Source organism: Liquorilactobacillus ghanensis DSM 18630, assembly GCF_001435235.1.
GTDB lineage: Bacteria > Bacillota > Bacilli > Lactobacillales > Lactobacillaceae > Liquorilactobacillus > Liquorilactobacillus ghanensis.
Window position 1 is genome coordinate 114569 of the sequence record NZ_AZGB01000015.1, and the last position, 25285, is coordinate 139853.

Sequence of the window (25285 nt, forward strand, 5' to 3'; positions counted from 1 at the left end):
TACATCCTCATTTCATTTGTTCAATAAACTGCTGATATTGTTGCCAATTTTCAACTGAAACAGCCGGAATTTCAGCTGTAGTCTGTTTAGCAAAACGCGTCAAAGTCTTCCCTGGTCCTAACTCGACCAGTAGATCCGGCTGATAATTATGACAAAGATAAGTTAGCCCTTCAGCAAAGTGCGTTGGTTTAATCACTTGTTGTGCCAAAGTATTTTTCAAATCAGCTGCAGTAAACGGCACACCAGTAGTATTACTGATTACTGGTATTTTCCAAGGCAAAATCGACATTGGCTGCAAATGCTGTGCTAATTTTTGACTAGTTGGTTTAAAAAGTGGTGTATGAAAAGCCCCATTGACTTTTAACGTCATCACACGTTTAATTCCTTTTTCCTGCAAAAGTGCAACTGCACGATCAACTGCCGTTTTTTCTCCACCGATCACCAACTGTTTAGGCGAATTATAATTAGCAATTCCAACAAATTGCTCCGGTGTTGAAGCCTGACGGCAAATTGCTGCTACTTCCTGCTCATCGGCTTTCATAACTGCCGCCATCGCCCCTGGAATTCGATCTGCGTCCTGTTGCATATAATCAGCTCGGGCTTGTAAAAGCTGCATACCGGCTTCGGTATCAAAAGCTTGTGCTGCCAGCAAGGCCGAGTATTCACCAAGACTTAAACCGATCATACCGGCAACTTCAATTGTCGGAACATCATGTTGCAATAAACGAAATAAAGCTAAACTCATAGCAACAATCGCTGGTTGAACATTGCTTGTCTGATTCAATTCTTGATTTTTATTTTGAAAAAGTTTGATTAAATCATGACCAGAAAATTGACTTAATTGTTCAATCTGCGAACGATAAAATTCACTTTTTTGGCAGAAATCAATGCCCATTCCACTGAATTGTGCACCCTGCCCACTAAATAGAATTCCGATTTTCATCTTGTTTTACCCGCAATCTTATTTAGCATCTAATTCTTTCTTAACGTAGTTGACAACATCTTCAATAGTTTGAACGTTTTCGTCAGCTTCCAATTTGATATCAAGATCATCTTCTAATTCATTCATAATTTCAAAAACATCCAGACTATCTGCTTCTAAATCATCTTTAATGTTTGCATTCATCGTTACTTTTTCTTGGTCAACATCCAATTGTTCTGCTACAATTTCTTTTACTTTTGTTAAAATTTCTTCTTTTGTCATGATAGATTCTCTCCTAAATTATAATCTTATTTTTAATATTTAATTACTTGGGTTCCAACAGTTAAGCCACCGCCGAATCCGCTTAAAACAATTATTTGTCCAGCTTTAATCTGGCCGGCTTCTGCTAATTCATCAAACAATAATGGAACACTGGCTCCAGAAGTATTACCATATTCAGCAATATTCATTGGAAATTTTGCTAGCGGTTGTTTCAATCGTTTAGCAATCTGAGAAATAATTCTCGAATTTGCTTGGTGTAAAATAAACCAGTCAACTTGTTCAAGTTCCAAACCACTTCTTTTAACCGCCGTTTCGATTGATAACGGAACCTTGTGCGTTGCAAATGTATAAACATCCCGACCATTCATCTTAAAAGCTTCAAAATGATGTGGAGAATTTGCTGGGAACTTTTGCAACGGAGCAGTTGAACCTGCTTGCAACCGATCAGCCAAGTCGCCATAAGTTTCCAAGTCTTCGCTCAAAAACTTGCTGCTTGTCGTCTCGGAATTTTCAAGCACTACCCCGGCAGCACCATCGCCGAATAAAACAGCTGTTGTTCGATCAGTCCAATCAATTACTTTTGAAAGCACCTCACCGCCAATTACCATCACTCGTTGATAACTAGGCAAACCCATCATTGCCTTAGCGGTCGTTAAAGCATAAACAAAGCCGGAACAAGCCGCACTAACGTCAAATGCTGCTGCATTCACTGCCTGAATATTTCCCTGTACAATTGCCGCTGTAGCCGGTGTATAACAATCAGGTGACATCGTAGCGACAATGATCAAATCAAGCTGATCTGCTGTCAAACGACTTTTTTTCAATAATTCTTGTGCGACCTTGGTACATAAGTCCGCTGTATTTTCTCCGCAACTGATATGTCGTTGATGAATTCCCGTACGACTGGAAATCCATTCATCAGAAGTGTCCATTAATTGACTTAAGTCGTCATTAGTCACTTTTTTTTCTGGAACGTAATGAGCACTTGCTGCAATTTTTATAGCTGCCAAAACAAATCCCCTTCAATCATGAATGTTTACGCAAAAAGCTTTCCAAGTTTTGCAATGCTTTTTCGATTGTTTTAACTTCCTCTGGATCCAAATCCTTCAAAAAACTGCGAACCATCATGCGATGAAATGCATCATGTGCTCGATACATCAAACGGCCCTTTTGTGTCAAACCCAATCGAATCACGCGCCGATCATGCTTACTGCGAATTCGTTTAACATAGTTCTTTTTTACCAAACGATCAATTGTTGCCGTCAAAGTTCCAGGTGTCAAATGCAACTCTTTGGCAACTTGCGAAGCAGTTTTTTGCTCATACATCGTAATCACATTGATGGCATGCATTTCTTTAATTGATAAATCACTGAATTGACTTTTCCGTAATTCATTTTCTTCGATCCATAAAATACCGGTATAAATTCTAATCAATGAGTTATTAATTGTTTTTACTTGGTTTTCCATTGCGTAACGTCCATCCTTTTTATCCTTATAATCCAATTATCAAAGTATTTACGCAAAAAACAAATTTTCTCTAGATTTTTTCTTTACGTTCCGCAACAACAAACATCAATTCAGCTGCGCAAGCAATTTTTCCAGACACAATTGCTTTAGTTGCAACAATTCCCATGTTTTCTCTTTTTTTAATTAATTTGATATTCAGCTTAAGTACATCACCCGGACGGACAACGCGACGAAACTTAGCTTGATGAATTGCACCCAGATAAGCTGTCTTTCCTAAAAATTCAGTTGATTTCAAAATCAAGATGGAAGCTGCCTGAGCCAAGGCCTCAATGATCAATACACCAGGCATAACTGGGTTTCCCGGAAAATGTCCTCGAAAGAATGATTCATTAATTGTGACATTCTTAGTTGCTGTAATTTCTTCACCGGCAATTAATTCATCTACATAATCGATATAACAAATTGGATAACGGTTAGGTATTAAATCCATAATTTCCTGTGCATCCATAACTGCCACTTCGATCACCTCACTTAAATTTATTTCGAATATCAAAATATTCGATGATTGAATAATATTACAATCAAACTAAATTGTCAAACTCAGGCTTTAAAAGCTAATAAAATTCACATTAATATCGATTTTTATTTTTTATTTTTAAACTTATTTTCGATTAGCATTGCCATTCTAGCTTATTAAAACAGCAACAAAAATAAGAGCAGCAGAATTAGCTTCTGACTGCTCTTTCTAATTGATTAAAATATTAACACAATAATTCTAATTTAATTAATCGTTATTTTTATCTTCTTTATCTGACTTTTCATCAACTGATTTCTCAACCGGCTTTTCGACTGCTGACTCTTTGCTGACAGTTGTAGTTGATTTCGGGGTTTGACTAACGATTTGCGCAATCGCTGATTGTTCAAAAGTCAAAAAGATTCCATCACAATCCAAAGTGATCGTATGATCTTCAGTGTTAATAGTATCAATTACTCCATGCAATCGGCCTAAAGTAATAACTTCATCGCCTTTTTTCATATTACTGAGCATATCTTGACGTTTCTGCTGCTGCTTTTTTTGCGGTCTGATCATCATAAAATACATTAAGCCGATTAACACAACAAACATTAAAATTGTTGAAACTGCACTACTATTCATTTTATTCACTCCTAATTTATAATCTGACAAGTATAACTCTAACAAAGATTTCCTACAAGTACCAGTTTTTTTACTGAAACAATTAAAAATTACGGGGATTTTTTTGATTAAATCCGTAATTTTCAAAAAATTCTGCACGAAAATCCAATAAATTGTCATCTTCAATTGCCTGACGAATCTGTTTCATTAGATTTAACAAAAAGTACAAATTATGATAACTTGCCAAGCGCAGTCCCAAAATCTCATCTGCTTTAAACAAATGACGCAAATAAGCCCGGGTATAATTCTGACAAACATAGCAGTCGCAGTTATCATCCAGTGGTGTAAAATCATGAGCATACGTAGCATTCTTAACAACTAAACGACCGTGTGAAGTCATACAAGTCCCATTTCGAGCAATTCTCGTCGGCAAAACACAATCAAACATATCAACCCCACGGATGACGCCATCAATCAAAGCATCTGGTGATCCAACTCCCATTAAATAACGTGGTTTATTTTCCGGTAGCAATGGTGTTGTGTTTTCCAAGACATGATTCATTTCTGCCTTACTTTCACCTACCGACAATCCGCCAATTGAATAGCCCGGGAAATCCAACGAAACTAAGTCACGAGCACTTTGCTGGCGCAAATCAAGATGACCGCCACCTTGAACGATTCCAAAGAGACCTTGTCTTTCAGGATGCTGATGAGCTTTTAATCCACGTTCCGCCCAACGAGTAGTTCTTTCGATCGAGCGTTTAATATAGTCATAGCTTTCAAAAAATGGTGGGCATTCATCAAAACTCATCATAATATCCGAACCCAATGCATTCTGAATCTGAATTGCTTTTTCCGGTGATAAAAATAATTTTTCACCACTTAAATGGCTGCGAAAATGCACTCCTTCTTCAGTGATATCTCTAATTTTGGCTAAAGAAAAAACTTGAAAACCACCGGAATCTGTTAAGATTCCTCTCTTCCAATTCATAAAATGATGCAGCCCGCCAGCTTCTTCAACGATTTTTTCTCCCGGCCGCAGCCATAAGTGATAAGTATTTGATAAAATTACCCCAGCCCCCATTGATTCCAGCTCTTCTGGGGTCAGTGTTTTAACTGTTGCTTGCGTTCCAACCGGCATAAACATTGGCGTTGGGTAAGTTCCATGTGGCGTCTGCAATTTGCCCAAACGAGCAGCTGTATGAGCTTCTTTTTTAAGCAAATGGTATTTGATTGCTGGTTCAGTCATGTAAAATCTCCTATCTGAATTACTTATTTAATAAACATGGCATCGCCGAAACTGAAGAAACGATACTTTTCTTTAACGGCATGGCGATAAGCATTTAAAATATTGTCACGACCGGTAAATGATGCTACCAACATAACCAGCGTTGATTTAGGTAAATGGAAATTAGTAATGAATGCCTGCACTACTTTCCACTGATAACCTGGATAAATGAAAATGTCTGTCCAGCCGCTATCTGCTCGAATTTCACCATTAAATTTGGTTCCAATCGTTTCTAGAGTTCGAATCGAGGTAGTTCCGGTAGCTACAATTTTACCACCGTTTTGACGGACATCATTTAAAACCTGGGCAGCATCTTCACTTAAACGATAGAATTCACTATGCATATGATGTTCTTTAATGTTAGTCACACTAACTGGTCGGAAAGTTCCCAGTCCGACGTGCAAGGTTAAATAAACTAAATGAACCCCTTTGTCAGCAATTTTCTGCAATAATTCTTTTGTAAAGTGCAATCCAGCAGTTGGTGCCGCCGCTGAACCAATTTCTCGGGAATAAACTGTTTGATACATTTCAGGATCATCAAGTTTTTGTTTAATGTATGGTGGTAATGGCATCTCACCAAGTCGATCTAAAATTTCCATAAAGATACCTTGGTATTCAAAATGAATCATTCGGCCACCATGTTCAAGTTCCTTAGTAACTACAGCACTTAATTTTCCATCGCCAAAAACAATTTTGGTACCAACTTTAGCGCGACGTGCTGGTTTGATCAAAGTCTCCCAATCATCGCCTTCAGTATTATTAAGCAGCAGCACTTCCAAATGACCACCAGTATCCGGCTTAACTCCGTAAAGTCGGGCTGGCATTACCCGGGAATCATTCATTACCAGGGCATCCCCTGGATTAAGCTGATCGATTACATGATAAAACACATCGTCTTGATATTCACCGGTTTTGCTGTCTAAAATCAGCATTCGCGAATGATCGCGCTCCTTTAACGGTGTTTGTGCAATCAGCTCTTGGGGCAAATCATAGTCAAAATCTTCGGTAGTTAAATGTTCTTCACTCAAAATCTTCAACCTCTTTAATTTATTTATTTTTCTGGTCAAAATACGGCAGATCCAAATGCTGATAAGCCGCTGGTGTTGCCACTCGGCCGCGCGGCGTTCGTTTAACCAGACCTAGCTGGAGCAAAAATGGTTCAACCATTTCAGTTAGCGTTTCGACCTCTTCACCAATATTTGCGGCTAATGTATTCACACCAACAGGTCCACCATTATAATATTTAATCATTGTTTCCAACAAATGCCGATCAGTTTCATCTAAACCGGCATCATCAATATGCAGCAATTTCAACGAACGAATCGCCAACTCATCATCAACTTCGGCCTGCTGAGCGACTTCTGCAAAATCACGAACACGTTTTAACAGGCGATTGGCAATTCGTGGCGTTCCCCGTGAACGACGAGCAATTTCAAATGCTCCCTGATCAGTGATCTTGGTTTGCAGCAGATCAGCTGTTCGTTTAACAATCGTCTGCAATTCTGCCACCGTATAAAAACGCATATGGGCAACAATTCCAAACCGATCGCGCAGTGGTCCTGATAGTAAGCCAGCACGTGTTGTTGCTCCAATTAATGTAAATGGCGGCAAAGTAAAATGAACTGGATGAGCTGTTGGGCCTTGACCGATAACAATATCAACAAAAAAATCTTCCATAGCTGAGTATAAAACTTCTTCGACAACTTTAGGCAAACGATGAATCTCATCAATAAACAAAACATCACCAGCCTCTAATTCATTCAATAAAGCGACTAGATCTCCTGGCCGCTCAATTGCTGGACCACTGGTTGTGCGAATGTGAACCCGCAACTCATTAGCAATTACTAAGGCCAAGGTCGTTTTTCCTAAACCTGGTGGTCCATACAGCAATACATGGTCAAGCGCTTCTTGTCGTTGTTGCGCTGCTTGAATATAAACCGATAATTCCTGTTTGATTGCAGTTTGACCAATATATTGTGCCAGTGTTTGTGGTCGCAATGAAAGATCCATTCCATCTTTTTCATCATCCATTGGATTACTAGAAACAATCCGTTCTTTTTCTGACATTGATTCACCTCCTGCCATTAAACTAGTTCTTCATTAAAAATTTCAATGCTAATCGCAAATACTCATCAGTCGTTGCAGCCGATGTTTTTTTCAGCTGCGGCTTCACTTTCTTAATCTCATTTTTAGTATAACCCAAGGCACTTAAAGCAGCTAAAGCTTCTTCTAATAAAGCATTGGCTGTAGGATCGGTCTGATTTGAAGCCATTTTAGCTACCAGTGAATTATCTGTTTCAACTTGACCAAGTTTATCTTTTAAATCAAGTACGATCTGCTGAGCCGTTTTTTTACCAACACCTGGAAACTTCGTTAAATAACCAATACTATTATTTTGAATCGCATTCACTAAACCTTGCAAATCATTCGTCGCCAAAATCGCTAAAGCACTTTTGGGTCCAATACCTGAAACGTTTAATAATTTGGTAAATAAATCCTTTTCTGTTTTAGTAGCAAAGCCGTATAACGAAATATCATTATCGCGAACCGCTTGATAAACAAAAATTTTAGCCTGTTCACCACTATTGAAACGAAATGGATTGGCTGCATAAACTAAATAGCCAACGCCGTTAACGTCAATTACCAGATAAGCTGGTGTTACATCAGCTACCAATCCTGTTAAATACTCATACATTTTTGCTCCTCCAACTCATTACTGTTGATCTTTTTGACTATGATGCGGATCTTGAATTCGTTTAAACATTCTTTCCAAATCAGTTTTAGAAAAATGTACTAAAACAGGACGTCCATGAGGACAATTAAATGGATTTTCACATGCAGCTAATTGTTTTAACAAGGCTTTTGCTTGTTGACTATCCAAATGATGATTTGCTTTAATCGATAATTTACAGCTCATAGTAATAGCTGTCTGTTCACGAAAACCAGCAATTGAAATTTTACCATCCCGCAAAAGCGTATCAATCAATTCACGAATAATAATTTCTTCTTTACCAGCTTCAAACCAAGTAGGATGCCGATGAACGATAAAACTGTTCTGACCAAAATCTTCTAATTGGATTCCAACTGCTGTTAACTTGGCTAAATTTGCCTTAATAATCAATGCATCGCTAGTTGGGTAGTCTAACACTAGCGGGACCAGCATTTCTTGTTGCGCTGAAGCGACTGAACCGATTGAAACCCGAAATTTTTCATATTTGCATCGTTCCTGAGCCGCATGCTGATCAACTAAATAAAAACCGTCTTCTGCTTCCGCCAATAAATAAGTTCCATGTAACTGCCCAAGATAATGCAAGTTGGGAAACCGCCGCTGAACCGCCTCATTATTATCTGTTTTTGGAGCTGGTTGCGTTACAGCTGGTTCTGGTGCCGGTGATGTCACATTGACAACTGAACTTTTCTGCTTATCAACAGTTGTATATCTTTGATCCCAACTGGCTAATTTGTCAGTTAATTCAGTACGCTGTTTGATAATATAAACTTTCGGCTGTGACTGCGCTTCTTTGACAGTTGGTTCAGGAGCAGTTGATTGGTTGGCTGGTTGTTTTTCCACAGCTGCATGTTGATACGGCTGAGAACTTTCATTTAAACGATTGTTTAATTGTTTAAAATCCAACGCTTGACGTTTATTGCTGCCAAGATTATCCAGTGCATCAGGAATCAAATTTTCCTGAAAAATTCTGGCATAAATCGTCTGCGTTATTAATTGCATTAACTGCTCTTCTTTGCTGATACGAACTTCTTGCTTAGCAGGATGAACATTCACATCTACTAAGACCGGATCTAGTTCAATTTGAATAACCGCTAGCGGATAACGACCAACCATCAACTTTGATCCATAGCCTTTGATTACAGCATTTGCCAACTGATAGTTGCGGATATAGCGTCCATTTAGCAGCAAACTGATATAATTCTTGGTCGCTCGAGTTAACTTAGGCAGTGAAACAAAGCCACTCACTTTAAAATCCAAATTTTCATTTTTAATTGCCAGCATCTGCCGGGCATTCTTAATTCCGTAAATTGCACTGATCGTTTGCTGAAGATTACGATTTCCAGCCGTCTGCAGTAATAAACGATCATTATTTTTAAAAGAAAAAGCAATTTCTGGATGGCTCAATGCTAAACGATCAACTATATCACTAATTACCGCTAGCTCAGTTTGCGGACTTTTTAAATATTTTAAACGTGCGGGCGTATTGAAAAAAAGCGATTTAACTTGCACTTGAGTTCCTTGAGGACGAGCAATTATTTTTTGCTCAAGTTGTTTGCCTCCACGAATTCTAATTTGCGTTCCTTGACCATCAATGGCAGCCGTTGCCAAAATAACTTCAGCTACTGAAGCGATACTTGGCAAAGCTTCCCCTCGAAAACCTAACGTTTTAATCCGAAAAAGATCATGCCTATCGACTAATTTACTCGTTGAATGCCGTCTAAAAGCCAATTTTACCTCATCAGCTGCAATCCCTTGACCGTTATCGGTAACTTGAATTAAGGCCAAACCAGCTTCCTCGACTGTAATTGAAATTTGTGTACTACCAGCATCAATGGAATTTTCAACCAATTCTTTAACTACCGATGCTGGTCGCTCAACCACTTCACCAGCAGCAATTTGATCAGCCAATATTGCTGGTAATTCTTTAATTTTAGTCATCTGCATTCACCTCTGTATCTATTTTTTTCGCAGCTCCTGTTGCCATTTTGATAATAAATTCAAAGCAGCTAGTGGAGTCAAAGAAATTAATTCAGTTTGGCTTAATTCATCGATGACACGCTGTTGTTGATGTTTAACCGGTGCTACTGTTTCAGGAACGAATAACGATAATTGTTGCTCAGCTGTTTTATTAGTTGTTTCGCCTGATTTTAACGCGGTTTCTTTTGCAGCTGGCTTTTTGGCTGTTTTTTCAAGTTTCTTTAACAGCACATCGGCTCGCTGTAATAAGCTTTCCGGCATGCCGGCCAAACGAGCTACGTGTATTCCATAAGACTTATCTGCCGGTCCTGCTTCAACTCGATGCAAAAAAGTTAATTTACCATTTTTTTCAACTGCTCCAACGTGGACATTGGTCAATTCAGGTAATGTCTGCTCTAAAGCGGTTAATTCATGATAATGCGTTGAAAACAAAGTCTTAGCATGTAAGTTATTATGGACATACTCAATGATTGCCTGTGCTAAAGCCATTCCGTCATAAGTCGCTGTTCCACGACCAATTTCATCAAACAAAATCAAACTATTACGGGTCGCATGCATCAATGCTTCATTAGCTTCCTTCATCTCAACCATAAAAGTTGATTGTCCAGCAATCAAGTCATCAGCTGCTCCGATGCGCGTAAAAATTTGATCAAAAATTGGCAATACGGCTTTTTTAGCTGGAACAAAACAGCCGATTTGTGTCAAAACAACTGTTTGAGCTAGTTGTCGCATATAAGTACTCTTACCAGACATATTTGGACCGGTTATCAATAAAATATTAAGCTTTTCTGACATTTTAATGTCATTAGGAATATAGCTTTGTTCCCCCATTACTTCCTGAACCACCGGATGCCAACCCGCTGTGAGATCAATTTGGTGTTTTTTTGTCAACTTAGGCTGAACAAAATGCTGCTGTTCACTAATTACTGCAAAGCTTTGCAAAACATCTAAAGCTGAAATCCCAGCTGCTAATAATTGCAAGCGTTTGATATAATCTTTAATTCGGTCGCGCAAATCAACAAAAAGTTGATATTCTAGAGCGACGGCTTTAGTTTGAGCACCCAAAATTAAAGTTTCTTTTTCTTTTAATTCTGGTGTAATAAACCTTTCAGCGTTGGTCAGCGTTTGTTTGCGCTGATACCGGTCCGTTGGCAGTTTAGCCAAATTAGCCTTAGAAACTTCAATATAATAGCCAAAAACTCGATTAAAACCAATTTTCAAATTATTAATTCCGGTTGCTTGTCGTTCATCAGCTTCTAGCTTAGCTAACCAATGCTTACCATTTTTCATAGCATCTTTATAACCATCTAGTTCTTGATCAAAGCCTTGCTTAATCAAATTACCATCAGTAATCGACATTGGTGGATCATCAACGATCGCCTGTTCGATCAAATCAACCACTTCAGCTACCGGATCTAATTGTTTCAGTAAGGCTTTAAAACTACCATCATCAATTTGTTGCAATAAGTAACGGATCTTCGGAATCTGCTGCAAAGATTGCTTTAATTGCAGTAAATCTCGACCATTAACCGTTCCTAAAGCTACTCGTCCGGCCAAACGTTCTAAATCATATACACTGGTTAATTCATCAGCTAATTCACTACGTTCAAAAAAATGGTCTAATAAGATTTTTACCTGTTTCTGTCTTAATTCAATTTTTTTGATCGACAATAATGGTCGTTCCAGCCATTGCTTCAATAGTCTACCACCCATTGCCGTTTTTGTTTGATCTAGCAACCAGAGTAAAGTACCACCTTTTTTGCCAGTTCGACTATTTTGTAATAACTCCAAATTTCTTTTAGAATAATGATCAATTTTCAAATAATCTGATGGTTCATAGTGCACTGCTTTTTGTAAGTGACCCAGACTCCGTTTTTGAGTCCGCAGTAAATAAGCCAACAAATGCTGCAAAACAGCTTGCTCCAATGGCGTTGACACATCTTGAAGAGCATAGCTAACCTCAGCACTGGTTGTAACATCGGCTTGTTTTGACAGCATAATTTTTAACGGAGCTATATAAGCTCGCGTTTTTTCTGTAATCGAATCATCAATTACAATTTCTTTAGTACGCAAACTTAGCAACTCATTTAATAAAATTTCCGCTCCATTTAAAACAGCTGTTTTAAGTTCACCGGTTGATAGGTCAACATAAGCAAAACCGAATTGATCGCCTTGTTGATGAACAGCGGTCAAATAATTGTTGTCTTTAGCTTCTTTCGCCCCGGTATCTGTCATTGTACCAGGAGTAACAACTTGAATAACTTCCCGTTTAACCATACCTTTAGCTAATTTAGGATCTTCCATTTGTTCACAAATAGCAACTTTATATCCCTGATCAACTAGAGTATCAATATAATTTTGAGCTGCATGATGTGGTACTCCGCACATTGGAATTTTTTCAGCAGCATTTTTATTGCGATTTGTTAAAGTCAATTCTAAAATTTGGGCACCCTTAATCGCATCATCAAAAAACATTTCATAAAAATCACCCAAACGATAAAATAAAAAAGCATCTGGATATTGCGCCTTTATTTTTAAATATTGATCCATCATTGGTGTTTTTTTGGTTTTTTGCGGCATAAAAAAACTCTCCTTTAAGAAATAAACGGATGATCCGGATTAATTTGTACTGCCTGAATTTTTGTTGCTTTACCGGTATTATCATCTAAATCAACCACACAAGCTCCCAACGTATTCCGACCATTTTCAGCTACTTCAAACCGGGTCGGCATTTGATTAATAAAACGATTAATTACATTAGATCGCTGCATCCCCAAAATACCATCATAAGGTCCGGTCATCCCGACATCACTCAAAAAAGCAGTTCCGGCCGGTAAAATACGAGCATCATTGGTTTGAACATGTGTATGTGTTCCAATTACTGCTGAAACCTTACCATCAAAACACCAAGCAAAAGCTTCTTTTTCACTGGTAGTTTCGGCATGAAAATCAACTACCACCAACTTGGTCTTTTGTCTTAATTCGGTAATCAAGTCGGTTGCAACAGCAAAAGGATCATCCGATGGATTCATAAAAACTCTTCCCTGCAAATTAACAACGGCCACCTCAAACGCGTTAACCTTCATCAAGGTAAAACCTTGTCCTGGAACCTGTCCAGCTGAAAAATTAGCTGGTCGAATTAAGCGAGGAGCATCATGAATAAAATCTTCAATTGCTGGATTATCCCAAGTATGATTTCCCATTGAAACAATATCAGCACCATGCAACAACAGATGCTTATATGCTGTCTGATCAATTCCACGTCCTCGCGTTGCGTTTTCACCGTTAACAATCGTTACTTGCGGATGAAATTTCTGTTTAAGTCGTGGAAGGTAAGTCGCAATCATTGCTTGGCCCGCATTTCCCACGACATCCCCAACGAATAAAATTCGCATATTTTTCCCCTTTTCTAACTGCCTAAGCTTTATTTTAGCATTTTTATTTAGCTGATGCTAAATTTCTCTGGCACTGTTTTACTTGCTACTGAATACAAATTTTTAGTTTCGGCTGAGTCAAAATTAAAGGGCCAACGGCAAACTACGCTGCCACTAGCCCTTTAATTTGAAATATTACAGTAACTCTTCATTATTCAAATAAATAATTACTTAGCATATTCAACTGCACGAGTTTCCCGAATCACAGTCACTTTAATATGCCCTGGATACTCTAACTCGTCTTCAATCTTGTTTTTAATATCTCGTGCCAAAACAACCGACTCAAGATCATTGACCTCATTTGGTTTAACAATGACCCGAATTTCACGACCAGCTTGAATCGCATAGCTTTTTTTGACTCCATCAAAACCATTAGTAATTTTTTCCAGTTTTTCCAAACGATGGATATAATTTTCCAATGATTCACTTCGAGCACCCGGTCGTGCAGCGGAAATCGCATCTGCTGCAGCCACTAAAACAGCGATTGTATACTTAGCTTCTACATCTCCATGATGCGAAGCAATAGTATTAATGACAACATCACTTTCATGATATTTCTTAGTCAATTCGACCCCAATTTGGACATGCGAACCATCTACTTCATGATCAATTGCTTTGCCAATATCATGTAACAAACCAGCCCGCTTAGCCACGTTAGCATCTTCACCAAGTTCACTAGCCAGTACACCAGCAATTTTAGCTACTTCAACTGAATGGTCTAAAACATTTTGCCCATAACTCGTTCGATATTTAAGGCGGCCGATCGTTTTAATTAAATCTGGATGCATTGAATGCAAGCCCAATTCAAAAATAGCTTCTTCACCAGTTTGGCGAATTTTAGCATCGATCTCCTTCGTAGCTTTTTCAACCATTTCTTCAATTCTAGCCGGATGAATTCGGCCATCTTGAATTAATTTCTTCAAAGCCATTTTAGCAATCTCACGCCTAATCGGATCAAAACCACTGAGTACAACTGCTTCAGGCGTATCATCGATTATTAAATCAATCCCTGTTAAAGTTTCTAAAGTACGGATGTTCCGTCCTTCACGTCCGATAATTCGCCCTTTCATTTCATCATTAGGCAATGAAACAACTGATACGGTTGTCTCAGAAACAGTATCAGCCGCACTACGTTCAATTGCTTGAGCAATCAAACTTTTGGCTACTTGATCAGACTGTTCTTTAGCTGTTTCTTCTTTCTCTTTGATCATCAGTGCCATTTCATGATTAACCGCTTCTTTGGCTTCTGACATGATCTTTTTTTGTGCTTGTTCCTTCGTCAAGGCTGCAATTCGTTCCAATTCAGTTTGCTGCTGATTGACCAACGAATCAACTTCAAGTTGGTGCTTCTCAAGCTCCTTTTGAACGTGCTCAATATGATTTTCTTTTTTAACAAGCCCCTGTTCACGCTGTTCAAGCGAAGTATCTTTTCGATCAAGATTCTCCTCTCGTTGCAGCAAGCGGTTTTCTTGTTTTTGAATTTCTGCGCGTCTTTCTTTCAGTTCACTTTCGATTTCGCTACGATAACGATGACTTTCGTCCTTAACTTCTAAAATAGCTTCTCTTTTTTGCGCCGCAGCTTCTTTTTTAGCATTAGCTAAAATTCCAGCTGCTGTTTGTGTTGCCGCATCGAGTGTTCTTTCGTAGTTTTTTTTGCGAAAAACTATACCAAAAGCAAATCCAATACCCAAAGTTACTAGAGCGATGACGAGGTAAAGCAATATTGTTGAACTCAAATTCTCACCTCCACACCGTCAATAAATGATTAAAGCAAACATAATCACTTTTTTAAGATGTTTAATTATGCATACAATGTTATTTTACGTTTTTTTACGCCAAGATGTCAATATAAACAAATTTAGTTGACCGCTAATTTCCACTTTTGAATTAAAAAATAACCTGATTGTCTAGCTTATTGTCTGATTTAACTTTTTTAGCATTTTTTTTGATTTCCGCTAGTTACGTCTGATAAAATTTTTATTTTATCAATACCAATTTGGCTTTTCCAGCCTAGAAATCATGTTTTACGGTCATAAATTTGATAAGTTCACTTCAAGCAATATATTTTTTTCATACTAACTTTTTATTAAATTACCAAAAAAACTGCCTGTTTCAATTAAGAACAGCCAGCTTAAAATAAACTATAATAAATTGTTTGAAATCGTTTGCTCTTATTATCAACAAACCAGCTCAATTAAAATCAACGGGCGCCACTCTTATAATCAAATAAATCTAATCGCCTTCACTTTTTAGATCAAGGTCTACCTGTTCTTTTTCTGGTGCTTCTGCTTCAGATTCATCTTCGGTAGCGTCAATTCCATAGGCTTTCCGGACTTTTTTAGTTAACTCAGTCATTGCTTCAGGATGTTCTTTTAAATACTCTTTAGCATTTTCACGTCCTTGACCAATTCGTTCATCACCATAAGAGTACCATGAACCGCTTTTATTGACCAAATCCTTTTCGACCGCCATGTCAAGAAGTTCACCAGTTTTAGAAATACCTTCCCCGTACATAATATCAACTTCAGCCCGCTTAAATGGTGGTGCAACCTTATTTTTGACAACTTTAATTCGAACACGGTTACCAACAATATCAGTTCCATTTTTTATCTGTTCTGCTCTTCTGACTTCTAATCGAATAGTTGAATAAAATTTAAGTGCGCGTCCACCGGGGGTTGTCTCCGGATTACCAAACATTACACCAACTTTTTCACGAATCTGGTTAATAAAAATCGCAATGGTTTTAGTCTTGTTGATCGACCCGGATAACTTTCGTAATGCCTGTGACATCAATCTTGCCTGCAGACCGACATGAGCATCTCCCATTTCACCTTCAATTTCAGCTCGTGGTACCAAGGCAGCAACGGAATCCACAACCACAATATCAATCGCTCCTGAAGAAACTAAAGCATCAGTAATTTCCAATCCTTGTTCACCAGTATCTGGTTGTGATAATAGAAGTTCATCAATATTAACCCCTAACTTAGTAGCATAAGCCGGATCCAACGCGTTTTCTGCATCAATATAAGCAGCAACACCGCCCATTTTTTGAATCTCAGCTACCGCATGTAACGCTACCGTTGTTTTACCTGAACTTTCTGGTCCATAAACTTCAACGATTCTTCCACGCGGATAACCTCCAACACCTAAGGCTTCATCAAGTGCCAATGACCCACTTGAAACAGTTGAAATTTTGGTATCGGCCTTATCACCCATTCGCATAATTGATCCCTTACCAAAATTCTTTTCAATTTTCTTTAAAGCGGCATCAAGTGCTGCTTTTCTTTCATCTGCCAAACTGATTCCTCCTCAGCTAAATTAATAGCTTTGCCGATCTTCTTAACACAAAACTATTCCAGCTACAAAATTCTATAATAAGATTCAAAGTGATTGCAATTATTAAAATTTCGTCTTACTTTTCTCGAACAACCGTTCGCTTTATTTTAACAGTTCTTTTCGAATCCAGTCAAGCCCTGTTAAGACTGTTCTTTCTCTAATATACGGTCTGGTCTTTGAAAAATGAAATAATTTAGTTTGGGTCTCCTGATCTTTTAATGCTAAACCAATCCAAACTGTTCCGGCTGGTTGACCTTCCAGCTCATCTGGACCGGCAACTCCTGTAAATGATATCCCAATATTAGTATGCAAAATTTTTCGTGCCTGTTCAGCCATTGCAGTTGCCGTTGCTGAACTTACCACACCATTTTTTTGAATACTTTCTGCCGGTATTTTTAATAACTGACTTTTAACTTGATTAGCATAGGTTACAAATCCTCCGGGGAAAACCTCAGAAACACCTGGAACATCCGCTAAAGTTGCTTGAAATTTCCCAGCTGTCAAACTTTCAGCCGCTGTTATTGTCAGTTGCCGTTTCCTTAACAATTTGACTACTACTTGCGGTAAGCTATTATCATCACCATAACCATAACAAAATTCACCCACTCGTTGCTGAATTGTTTTTTCCAGCTTATCAAGCTTTTCACGCGCATGAATTTGAGAATCGGCACTGGCTGTTAATCGTAACGTAACTTCATTTTCTTTAGCATAGGTGGCCAATGTCGGATTGGTTTGTTGGTCTATTAAATCGGTCAGCTTAGACGCCAGTAAGGATTCACCAATTCCAAAAAAGCGCATAACTCTTGATGCCAGCTGTTGTGAAAAATAATTTTTTTCCAACAATGGTTGCGCTTGATGAACAAACATCGGTCTTAATTCACTTGGAGGTCCAGGCAACAACAAAAAGTCACTACCGTTTGAATTTTGATAAAAATCACCAACAGCAAATCCGGTTTCATTTGGTAATGGGATGGAACCGGCAATATATAAAGCCTGTAAACGATTATTCTCCGTCATTTTGCGTTGCGTTTCCGCAAATGATCGTTCAATCTTGGCTAATGCTGCCTGCTCAATTACCAATTCACGACCTAAATACTTTGCAGTTGTTTGTTTGGTCAAATCATCAACTGTCGGGCCTAACCCACCCAATAAAATAACTAAATCACTTCGTCCATCTGCCAGTTTGATTGCATCAGTCAATCGCTTGGGGTTGTCACCAACTACTGATTGATGAAACACATTGATACCCAAATCTGCTAACCGCTTAGCAACAAACTGTGCATTAGTATTGACGATTTGTCCAAGTAAAATTTCACTGCCAACTGCAATAATCTCTGCATTCATTAAATCTGCCTCCTAATTTTAAATACGCCGTAACCTGATTTTTTCTTTAAAAAAAGGCTGAATCAGAGAAGATTCAGCTTTTTTGTTTATTCAATCTTATTTTTCAAATGAATCAGCAAAAACTGCTCGACTATTAACAAAGTAGTCAATTCCCGAATAAACTGTAAAGAACAAACAAATATATAATAAAATTTCGCCTATTGGAATATTAATTGCTGCGAAAAAAATATCATTTAAAAATAAAAAGATAATCGACAGCATCTGTGTCGTTGTTTTTATTTTTCCCGGCATTGCAGCCGCAATCACCTTTCCATCATTTTCAACTACAATTAATCGCAATCCGGTAACTGCTAATTCACGGCAAACAATGATCGCCGCCACCCAAGCTGGAACTTTATCGAGAGAAACTAATATGATAAATGCCGTCATTACCAGCATTTTATCTGCCAAAGGATCAGCAAACTTTCCAAAATTGGTAACTAAATTATGCCGGCGGGCGATTTGCCCATCCGCAAAGTCAGTAATTGAAGCTACCGCAAAAATGACTGCTCCGACAATTTGCGTCCATGGAATAACAGTTCCACCAACTGTTGCACTGCCCCAATTTAGCGGAGCTAATAAAATTATCATAAAAACTGGAATCAGGAAAATCCGTAACACCGTCAATTTATTGGGTAAATTCATGAAAATCTCCTTTCAAGTTATTCAGCTGAACTGATCGTAATTGTCCGAACAGTTAAGCTGCTATTATCTTTTAGAAAGTCAAACTTCTTACCATTGATTGTAATCGACGTTGCCTTAGAATTTCCTAAGTTAATTACTAGCTGAGATGTTCCACTTGGCAATTTGACCGTATGATCTTCTCCAGAATTTAAAGTCCCCTGCCATTGCTGTGATCCACCGGCTGAAACCGCACTCCAAGCCTTCGAACCGTCGATGCTTAATTTAATCTGGTTAATTTCTTTTGTTCCTTTCATTTGATAAACAAAAGAAGAACCCGAATTGCTGGTTAAAGCAAATTTAGTTTTACTTGTCTTTGCTGCCTTAGATTTAGAGCTGCTTTTCTTGGCAGCCGAACTAGAGCTGGCTGCTGAACTACTTTTACTGGTATCTGCTTTAGCAGAAGATTTTTTAGCTGAGCTAGATGAAACTGAAACCTTTGAACTGCTGATCTGCTGTGAACTTGAGTTCTTTTGATGATTACTCCACGCAACAGCGTAGATCGATCCTAAGATAATAATTACAACAGCAACTATAATAATCGTTGGCAACATACTAAAAACGCGATTAAGGCGATCTGTTTTTTGAATGCTCTGCCGCGTTGCCTCAACTCGTGAATGTGGTGTTTCTTTTACAGAGGTATCTGGTTTAGCTGTGTCCTCTTTATTAGTTGTCAGTTGAGCGGTTAGAGTGGCCGCATCCAAACCGACTGTTTCTGCATACTGTTTAATGAAAGCTTTAACATAAAATTCCCCAGGCAAATCGGAAAATTTTTCTTCCTCAATTGCAATTAAGTATCTTTTCTGTATTTTGGTAATTTGCTGCAAATCGTCTAATGTATAGCCCTTTTCGATCCGAGCAGCTTTTAATGTTTTTCCTATTTCACTCATTTTAAAATAACTCTCCAATTATTTATCAAGATATTTGTCAGATATTAAGTCTGATTCCAGTATAGCATAGGCACAACCAAATATTAATTAAGAAATACTTATTTCAGCCAGCCGCCAGTAACATAAATTGTTTGGCCGGTTAAATAACGAGCCGGTTCAGCTAACAGCGCTTTGACCCAGTAAGCGACCTCATCACTCAACGCAAATCTCCCCATTGGAATGTCAGCTGCTACTTTGGCTCTGTCTTTTGCCGAGAACATTTGATTCATTCTGGTTGCCACCGCCCCCGGAGCAATTACATTAACGGTAATTCCCAGCGAAGCCACTTCCTTACTGTAAGCACTGGCAAAAGCGGATAAAGCACCCTTCACCGTACTATAGCCAACTTCCATCGCACTGCCGCTACCACCGTAAACCGAACCAATGAATATAATTCTGCCAAAATGATTAACAGCTAATTTGGTTTGCAATAGCTGCAATAAATGAGTCGGGACTAAAACTTGCATAGTCATCATTTTTTTTAATTCTGCCGATGCTTGTTGTTGAAATAAACCATAACTAGTCGTTCCTTGCGCAAAAATTACCGCATCGACAGCAAACAAACCAGCGGCCAGTTGCTCGGCCGCCTGTTCATTCGTAAAGTCCGCTGCCAGCGTCAGAAAATCTTGCTTTGGATACAATTTAGCTAATCGTTTCCTTAAATCAACAATTTTTTCCCGTGAATTAAAATAATGCAAATAAAGCGACCAGCCAGCAGCTGCCAGCTGTTCTGCTGTCGCTTGACCAATATCGCCTGATGCCCCAATAATCAATGCCCATTTCATTTCTATACGCCTTCTTCTGGAAGAATTTGAAATTTGCTTAGCTGGCAATTTTGCCAAAAAGACTTAAAGGTTCGGCAAACATCAGTTAGTGACAATTGCTGCAGCAAATCAATCTGGTCTAAAACTGTCGCTTGGTCAAATAACAGTCCCTGATCCTCAGAAATGATATTTTCCAGCGAATCTAATGATTGAATTTGGGTTCCCAGTAAATCATGCTTAGCTAATGAAAACTCAGTTGCAGCAGTTTCTAATTGTTGACTGCCAGCTTGCAAAATTTTTATCAAACTGGCAAAAAGAGTTGCCGGTTCAGTACACTCACTGCTCAAAACAGCGAAATGGAAGCCACGATCAACTTGAATTTCAAAATTAAAACTGTCATCTATAATTCCTGATTCATACAGTTTTTGATAATTGTCAGAAATCTCACCAAATAACATAAAGAAAGCCAATTCAAGCGCCAAAGAATATTTTAACCCACTTCGATTTGAAACTGATACTTGATCAGTACCTTTTAATCCCAATGTTGCTTTTGGTCTTTGCGTTGGTAATAAAACCTGCTTAAAGGAGCGAGCAGCAGCCTGCTCAGCAACAGTGAAATCTCTTGTCTGACCAGCAGGGCAAACTGGCAATTTCTTTTGCGCCTGATTATTTTCAAACCAGCTAACTGCTTCCACCGGATCAACTGCCCCGGTCAACAAAAACGACATTTTTTCTGGCCGGTAAAATGCTTGATAGCATGCTAACAAATCGGCCGCGGTGATCTGTTCAATAGAAGCTAAACTACCGGCAATATCATCGCTTAATGGGTGATTAGGATACATTCCTGCCAAAACCCCGGCATATAGTTGCCAATTGATGTCATCTTGGTACATTTTGATTTCCTGACCAATAATTTTCTTTTCGCGTTCAACTGCTGCCGACTGAAAATATGGTTGCTGAACAAAATCCAATAAAGCCAAAACATTTTGCTTGATTTGTGTCGTGCCAGAAAACAAATAGTTGGTATTAGTATATGTGGTAAATGCATTGGCATCTGCCCCTAAATGACTAAACTGTTCAAAAGCATCCCCAGTCGGTTGATCAAACATTTTATGCTCCAAAAAATGAGCAATTCCCGCAGGAAAAGCCTTTTTTTGTTGATCACTGGTTAAAAAGCAATTATCTAACGATCCGTATTCTACCCGTAAACTACCATAAACTTTATGAAAATCCGCTCGCGGCAAAATTTTTATTGTTAAACCATTTTTCAAATGCTGAATATATAATTTTTCATTAACTAGTGGATACTCGATTATTTTCATTTGCCATCCATCCCTTGCAAATAAGAACTTGCTTGTAATTTAGCCTGCTGAGCAACTGCCGCCACTTGTTCTGTACCAACCTTATCAAGAGCTTGTTCCCACTTTCGGCCAGTTAAATCACTACCAGTTAGATTGGTCAAAAGCGTCCGGCGAAGTTGGCTGCTTTGACTATCAAGCTGACTTTGATAATCATTAAGCAACATTTTTTTGGCATCAGCTAGTTCAACTTGACTGATTCTACCTTGCTGCAGTTCACGCAGTTGTTGACAAATAACCTCTTGTGCCCGTTCTTTATTTGCAGCATCAATTCCGGTTTGAACGGCCAAAATACCCCGAAAGCTGTCAAACGAACTACTGGCATAATAAGCTAAACCACGTTTTTCACGAACATTGACAAATAAACGTGACAGTGGCAACCCGCCAAAGATCGCATCAAATACTAAAGCTGCAGCAAATTCAGCCTGATCATAATAAATTGGTAATGAAAAAGCCAAATCAAACTTACTTTGACTAACCGTTTGTTTAAATGAATTTTGCCGCAGTTTCGGTTGCCATGTCTGTTGATAAAAGAGACCAAAATCTTGTTTTGCACGCGGCTTAAAGTCCAATTTTTCTGCTAATTGTTCAGCTTGTCCTTGGGTAACATCACCTAAAACAATAATTTCTACTTGATCTTGAGCTAAACAAGTTTGGTAATACTGAAAAAGGTTGGCTGCATTTAAATTTTCCAGCTGCTCTAAAGTTCCAAAGGATGGTTCCTGTTGAACTAAATCTGTAAAATAAGCTTTTTGCAAGGCCAGATAAGTCGTTAATTGTTTATTATCTGCAGCTGAAATAACTGCCTGCTTTAAATTGCGCCTTTCACGAAGAAAGTTATTCGCTTCAAAACCATTTTCGTCCGTTAACGGATGAAAAATAACTTGCTTCAAAAAGTCCATTCCATCTTCCAGCAATGAAGTATTACCCACCTCATCGTTTAAACAATTTAATATAAAACTTAAGCTATGACTATTTCCACGTCGATTAACAGTAACCCCAAAACCGGCACCATACAATTTGGCCAATTGCCGGGCAATTGCTGCTTGATTGGGAAATTCAGCTGTACAATTTTCCAAAAGATTGGCTAACAACAAACGCTTGGCTTGTACTCCTGGTGTTAACGGTGCAATTAAATTAACTGCTACACGTACTGTTTTAAATTGTTTAACTGGAACAACTGTCAGGTAAATTCCTGATTTTAATTTTAACCGCACTGTTTCTTCCTCCGCTTAATTTAGTGCTGATCTGTTGGGGGAGCTTCTAAATAAACCTTGCGTGGTTTACTGCCCTCAGCCGGTCCGACCATTCCCTTAGCTTCCAGTTCATCAACCAATCGTGCCGCCCGATTATAGCCGATTCGGAAACGTCGCTGCAGCATTGAAATACTGCAGGCTTGCTCATGGGTGATTAATTGCACTACTTGATCAAATAATTTATCTTCTGGCTGATCTTGTTCCGGTGTTTCAGCTTCATCATCGGTAACAATCAATTGATCATCATAATCTGCTGGTTGCTGTTGTTTAATAAAATCAACTACTTTAGCCACATCCTGGTCCGAAATAAACGCGCCTTGAACTCGTACTGGTTTATTCATTCCCATTGGTAAAAACAGCATATCACCGCGTCCAAGCAGTTTTTCAGCTCCGTTAGTATCAATAATCGTTCGTGAATCCGTCCCACTGGAAACAGCAAATGCCATACGTGACGGAACATTAGCTTTGATCAATCCAGTGATAACATCAACCGATGGACGCTGGGTTGCCAAAATCATATGAATACCGGCCGCTCGTGCCATCTGTGCTAAACGGATAATAGCAGCTTCAACTTCATTAGAGGCCGCCATCATTAAGTCTGATAATTCATCAACAACTATTACAACATACGGCATTAATGGCTCATGACTACCGGTTTCCTGATTTTGTCTTTGAACCATTTCATTATAGCCTTTAAGATTGCGTTGCCCAGTATTAGCAAACAATTCATAGCGGCGTTCCATTTCAGCTACTAATTTATTTAACGCTTTAGCAGCTTTGCGAGCATCGGTCACAACTGGTGTTAAAAGATGGGGAATCCCGTTATAAACACCTAACTCAACTTTTTTCGGATCGATCAGCATTAATTTAACCAAATCTGGACGGCAATTCATCAATAGACTGGTAATTATACAATTAATTGCGACCGATTTACCGCTACCGGTCGAACCGGCAATTAATAGATGAGGCATTTTTTGTAAGTCAGCTATTACAACTTTTCCAGAAATATCACGTCCAAGCGGTACTTGCAGGGGATGATCAGCGTCAACTTCTTGTTCTTCAATAATACTGCGAAAAGAAATTGTTGAAACTTGCTGATTAGGAACTTCAATTCCAACTAACGATTTACCTGGAATCGGAGCCTCAATTCGAATATCCTTAGCTGCTAATGCCAAAGCCAAATCATCGGTTAAATTAACAATTTTGCTAACTTTCACGCCGACTGCCGGATGCAATTCGTATTTTGTAACTGATGGTCCCAAAATTGCCCGTTTGATTTCAACATCAACTCCGAAGCTTTTAAAAGTTTGCTGCAACACCTGATTATTATGATCAATTTTTTTATATTCGGTACTTTGATCAGTAGGTTTAACTTGCTGTAATAATTCTTTAGGCGGTAACTGGTAATTATCAGCTACCGGATTATTTTGCGGTAATGATTTTACTGCTGCCGCTTTGTCAACTTTTTCAGCAGTCTTTTTTTTCAAATCCTGCTGCCAATCGCCAGTCTGAATCACCGGTTGAGATTTAACTGCTGGCGGCGCTGGTTGCTCAGCTGCTTCATGAGAAACTGGCACTTCGGTTGTGGATGGTGCTTTAGTTTGCTGTTTTAAAACAGTTTTTTGCTGTTTTTTTTGCCATGAATGTTCTATTTTCAACCACTGACGCCAAATGAACTGTCCTAAATTAACAAACAATGGTTTTAGATGTTTACCAAGCCAGCTGACAACTTTAACTAAATAATATAAGCTCAAATGCAATGTCTTGGGCAGCGAAATGCCGGTCAGGCAACAAATACCACCGAGCAGGAGTAAAATTGCGATTACATATGAACCGAACTGACCCGTTAAAAAATAACTGGCAGTGTACCATAAGCTGCCTAAAATTCCGCCTCCGACACTACTGCCAGCGCTTGCACTTGTTAAATCAGACCATAAATACTGCCAAGTTATTCCTAAAAAACGGGTATGCAAATTTAATCTGGCAAACAAAAAAGCTGTCAGCCACAATGTTCCACCACTGTATAGCAGCAGTAAACTGACAATCACTTTAGCAGAAATCGGTGGCTCTTTACCCCGAGCCAATAAGTAAACACCGATTAACAATAATAAAATTAAACCGGTAATTGCTAAGTCTCCAATTAATAATCGAAAAACATTCAAACAGACTATCCCTAAATATCCCGCCTGAAAAAGTCCAAGCAAACTCCAGCCGATAAAAATAATTCCAATCAGCTGCGGGGAGAAAGCAAAATTCTTTCGACGTTTCTTTGCTGTAGAACGTCGTTTTCTCGAGTGTGCCACAATGAACTCTTCCTTTCTAAAAAAACAAGTAGTCTTTGA

Annotated in this window: 22 protein-coding genes; all 22 read right to left on the bottom strand. The window is 38.6% G+C overall.

The annotated features are described in order from the left end of the window. Positions 1-7: 7 nt before the first annotated feature. Positions 8-943: an ACP S-malonyltransferase gene (locus FC89_RS04715; RefSeq protein ID WP_057871395.1), complete on the bottom strand. Its 936-nt coding sequence runs from the start codon at positions 941-943 to the stop codon at positions 8-10. An 18-nt stretch (positions 944-961) separates the two neighbouring features. After that, positions 962-1204 (bottom strand): acyl carrier protein, encoded by a 243-nt coding sequence (locus FC89_RS04720; RefSeq protein ID WP_057871396.1) that lies wholly within the window; start codon positions 1202-1204, stop codon positions 962-964. Positions 1205-1236: 32 nt separating this feature from the next. Next, positions 1237-2214 carry a beta-ketoacyl-ACP synthase III gene (locus tag FC89_RS04725; protein ID WP_157060658.1) on the bottom strand — a complete coding sequence of 326 codons (978 nt, stop codon included), beginning with the start codon at positions 2212-2214 and terminating at the stop codon, positions 1237-1239. A 16-nt stretch (positions 2215-2230) separates the two neighbouring features. Further along, positions 2231-2671, bottom strand: coding sequence for a MarR family winged helix-turn-helix transcriptional regulator (locus FC89_RS04730; RefSeq protein WP_057871397.1), 441 nt, complete (start codon positions 2669-2671; stop codon positions 2231-2233). 70 nt (positions 2672-2741) lie between these two features. After that, entirely contained in the window at positions 2742-3188 is a 447-nt protein-coding gene (fabZ, locus tag FC89_RS04735) for a 3-hydroxyacyl-ACP dehydratase FabZ (RefSeq protein ID WP_057871398.1), read from the bottom strand. A 267-nt stretch (positions 3189-3455) separates the two neighbouring features. Further along, positions 3456-3827 carry a preprotein translocase subunit YajC gene (gene yajC / locus FC89_RS04740; RefSeq protein ID WP_057871399.1) on the bottom strand — a complete coding sequence of 124 codons (372 nt, stop codon included), beginning with the start codon at positions 3825-3827 and terminating at the stop codon, positions 3456-3458. An 82-nt stretch (positions 3828-3909) separates the two neighbouring features. Further along, positions 3910-5055 (bottom strand): tRNA guanosine(34) transglycosylase Tgt, encoded by a 1146-nt coding sequence (gene tgt / locus FC89_RS04745; RefSeq protein WP_057871400.1) that lies wholly within the window; start codon positions 5053-5055, stop codon positions 3910-3912. A gap of 23 nt (positions 5056-5078) precedes the next feature. Continuing rightward, positions 5079-6122 (bottom strand): tRNA preQ1(34) S-adenosylmethionine ribosyltransferase-isomerase QueA, encoded by a 1044-nt coding sequence (queA, locus tag FC89_RS04750; protein ID WP_057871401.1) that lies wholly within the window; start codon positions 6120-6122, stop codon positions 5079-5081. A gap of 19 nt (positions 6123-6141) precedes the next feature. Continuing rightward, on the bottom strand, positions 6142-7161 hold the full coding sequence (gene ruvB / locus FC89_RS04755) for a Holliday junction branch migration DNA helicase RuvB (RefSeq protein ID WP_057871402.1): 1020 nt from the start codon (positions 7159-7161) through the stop codon (positions 6142-6144). A gap of 22 nt (positions 7162-7183) precedes the next feature. Continuing rightward, positions 7184-7789 carry a Holliday junction branch migration protein RuvA gene (gene ruvA / locus FC89_RS04760; protein WP_057871403.1) on the bottom strand — a complete coding sequence of 202 codons (606 nt, stop codon included), beginning with the start codon at positions 7787-7789 and terminating at the stop codon, positions 7184-7186. 18 nt (positions 7790-7807) lie between these two features. Next, positions 7808-9763: a DNA mismatch repair endonuclease MutL gene (mutL, locus tag FC89_RS04765; protein ID WP_057871404.1), complete on the bottom strand. Its 1956-nt coding sequence runs from the start codon at positions 9761-9763 to the stop codon at positions 7808-7810. Between the two features lie 18 nt (positions 9764-9781). Continuing rightward, complete coding sequence (gene mutS / locus FC89_RS04770; RefSeq protein ID WP_057871405.1) at positions 9782-12382, bottom strand: DNA mismatch repair protein MutS; 2601 nt, start codon at positions 12380-12382, stop codon at positions 9782-9784. A gap of 14 nt (positions 12383-12396) precedes the next feature. Continuing rightward, positions 12397-13197, bottom strand: coding sequence for a TIGR00282 family metallophosphoesterase (locus FC89_RS04775; protein ID WP_057871406.1), 801 nt, complete (start codon positions 13195-13197; stop codon positions 12397-12399). A 206-nt stretch (positions 13198-13403) separates the two neighbouring features. Then, positions 13404-14960 (bottom strand): ribonuclease Y, encoded by a 1557-nt coding sequence (rny, locus tag FC89_RS04780; RefSeq protein WP_415589941.1) that lies wholly within the window; start codon positions 14958-14960, stop codon positions 13404-13406. 508 nt (positions 14961-15468) lie between these two features. After that, on the bottom strand, positions 15469-16533 hold the full coding sequence (gene recA / locus FC89_RS04785) for a recombinase RecA (RefSeq protein ID WP_057871408.1): 1065 nt from the start codon (positions 16531-16533) through the stop codon (positions 15469-15471). A 141-nt stretch (positions 16534-16674) separates the two neighbouring features. Beyond that, positions 16675-17916, bottom strand: coding sequence for a competence/damage-inducible protein A (locus tag FC89_RS04790; protein ID WP_057871409.1), 1242 nt, complete (start codon positions 17914-17916; stop codon positions 16675-16677). Between the two features lie 96 nt (positions 17917-18012). Beyond that, complete coding sequence (gene pgsA, locus FC89_RS04795) at positions 18013-18600, bottom strand: CDP-diacylglycerol--glycerol-3-phosphate 3-phosphatidyltransferase (protein ID WP_057871410.1); 588 nt, start codon at positions 18598-18600, stop codon at positions 18013-18015. 17 nt (positions 18601-18617) lie between these two features. Further along, a complete protein-coding gene (locus tag FC89_RS04800; protein ID WP_057871411.1) occupies positions 18618-19526 on the bottom strand; it encodes a helix-turn-helix domain-containing protein in 909 nt (302 codons plus the stop codon). Positions 19527-19624: 98 nt separating this feature from the next. Beyond that, complete coding sequence (gene ymfI, locus FC89_RS04805) at positions 19625-20350, bottom strand: elongation factor P 5-aminopentanone reductase (protein WP_057871412.1); 726 nt, start codon at positions 20348-20350, stop codon at positions 19625-19627. A 2-nt stretch (positions 20351-20352) separates the two neighbouring features. Next, positions 20353-21651: an EF-P 5-aminopentanol modification-associated protein YfmH gene (yfmH, locus tag FC89_RS04810; protein ID WP_057871413.1), complete on the bottom strand. Its 1299-nt coding sequence runs from the start codon at positions 21649-21651 to the stop codon at positions 20353-20355. Then, positions 21648-22904, bottom strand: coding sequence for an EF-P 5-aminopentanol modification-associated protein YfmF (gene yfmF / locus FC89_RS04815; RefSeq protein WP_057871414.1), 1257 nt, complete (start codon positions 22902-22904; stop codon positions 21648-21650). The genes yfmH and yfmF overlap by 4 nt, the downstream gene beginning before the upstream one ends. A gap of 20 nt (positions 22905-22924) precedes the next feature. Continuing rightward, positions 22925-25249, bottom strand: coding sequence for a DNA translocase FtsK (locus FC89_RS04820; protein ID WP_057871415.1), 2325 nt, complete (start codon positions 25247-25249; stop codon positions 22925-22927). Between the last annotated feature and the right edge of the window lie 36 nt (positions 25250-25285).

Bases quoted from the DNA above. Each gene is read 5' to 3' on its own strand.
- FC89_RS04715 (WP_057871395.1), bottom strand. From the start codon at position 943: ATGAAAATCGGAATTCTATTTAGTGGGCAGGGTGCACAATTCAGTGGA.
- FC89_RS04720 (WP_057871396.1), bottom strand. From the start codon at position 1,204: ATGACAAAAGAAGAAATTTTAACAAAAGTAAAAGAAATTGTAGCAGAA.
- FC89_RS04730 (WP_057871397.1), bottom strand. From the start codon at position 2,671: ATGGAAAACCAAGTAAAAACAATTAATAACTCATTGATTAGAATTTAT.
- yajC (WP_057871399.1), bottom strand. From the start codon at position 3,827: ATGAATAGTAGTGCAGTTTCAACAATTTTAATGTTTGTTGTGTTAATC.
- tgt (WP_057871400.1), bottom strand. From the start codon at position 5,055: ATGACTGAACCAGCAATCAAATACCATTTGCTTAAAAAAGAAGCTCAT.
- ruvB (WP_057871402.1), bottom strand. From the start codon at position 7,161: ATGTCAGAAAAAGAACGGATTGTTTCTAGTAATCCAATGGATGATGAA.
- ruvA (WP_057871403.1), bottom strand. From the start codon at position 7,789: ATGTATGAGTATTTAACAGGATTGGTAGCTGATGTAACACCAGCTTAT.
- mutL (WP_057871404.1), bottom strand. From the start codon at position 9,763: ATGACTAAAATTAAAGAATTACCAGCAATATTGGCTGATCAAATTGCT.
- mutS (WP_057871405.1), bottom strand. From the start codon at position 12,382: ATGCCGCAAAAAACCAAAAAAACACCAATGATGGATCAATATTTAAAA.
- FC89_RS04775 (WP_057871406.1), bottom strand. From the start codon at position 13,197: ATGCGAATTTTATTCGTTGGGGATGTCGTGGGAAATGCGGGCCAAGCA.
- FC89_RS04790 (WP_057871409.1), bottom strand. From the start codon at position 17,916: ATGAATGCAGAGATTATTGCAGTTGGCAGTGAAATTTTACTTGGACAA.
- pgsA (WP_057871410.1), bottom strand. From the start codon at position 18,600: ATGAATTTACCCAATAAATTGACGGTGTTACGGATTTTCCTGATTCCA.
- FC89_RS04800 (WP_057871411.1), bottom strand. From the start codon at position 19,526: ATGAGTGAAATAGGAAAAACATTAAAAGCTGCTCGGATCGAAAAGGGC.
- ymfI (WP_057871412.1), bottom strand. From the start codon at position 20,350: ATGAAATGGGCATTGATTATTGGGGCATCAGGCGATATTGGTCAAGCG.
- yfmH (WP_057871413.1), bottom strand. From the start codon at position 21,651: ATGAAAATAATCGAGTATCCACTAGTTAATGAAAAATTATATATTCAG.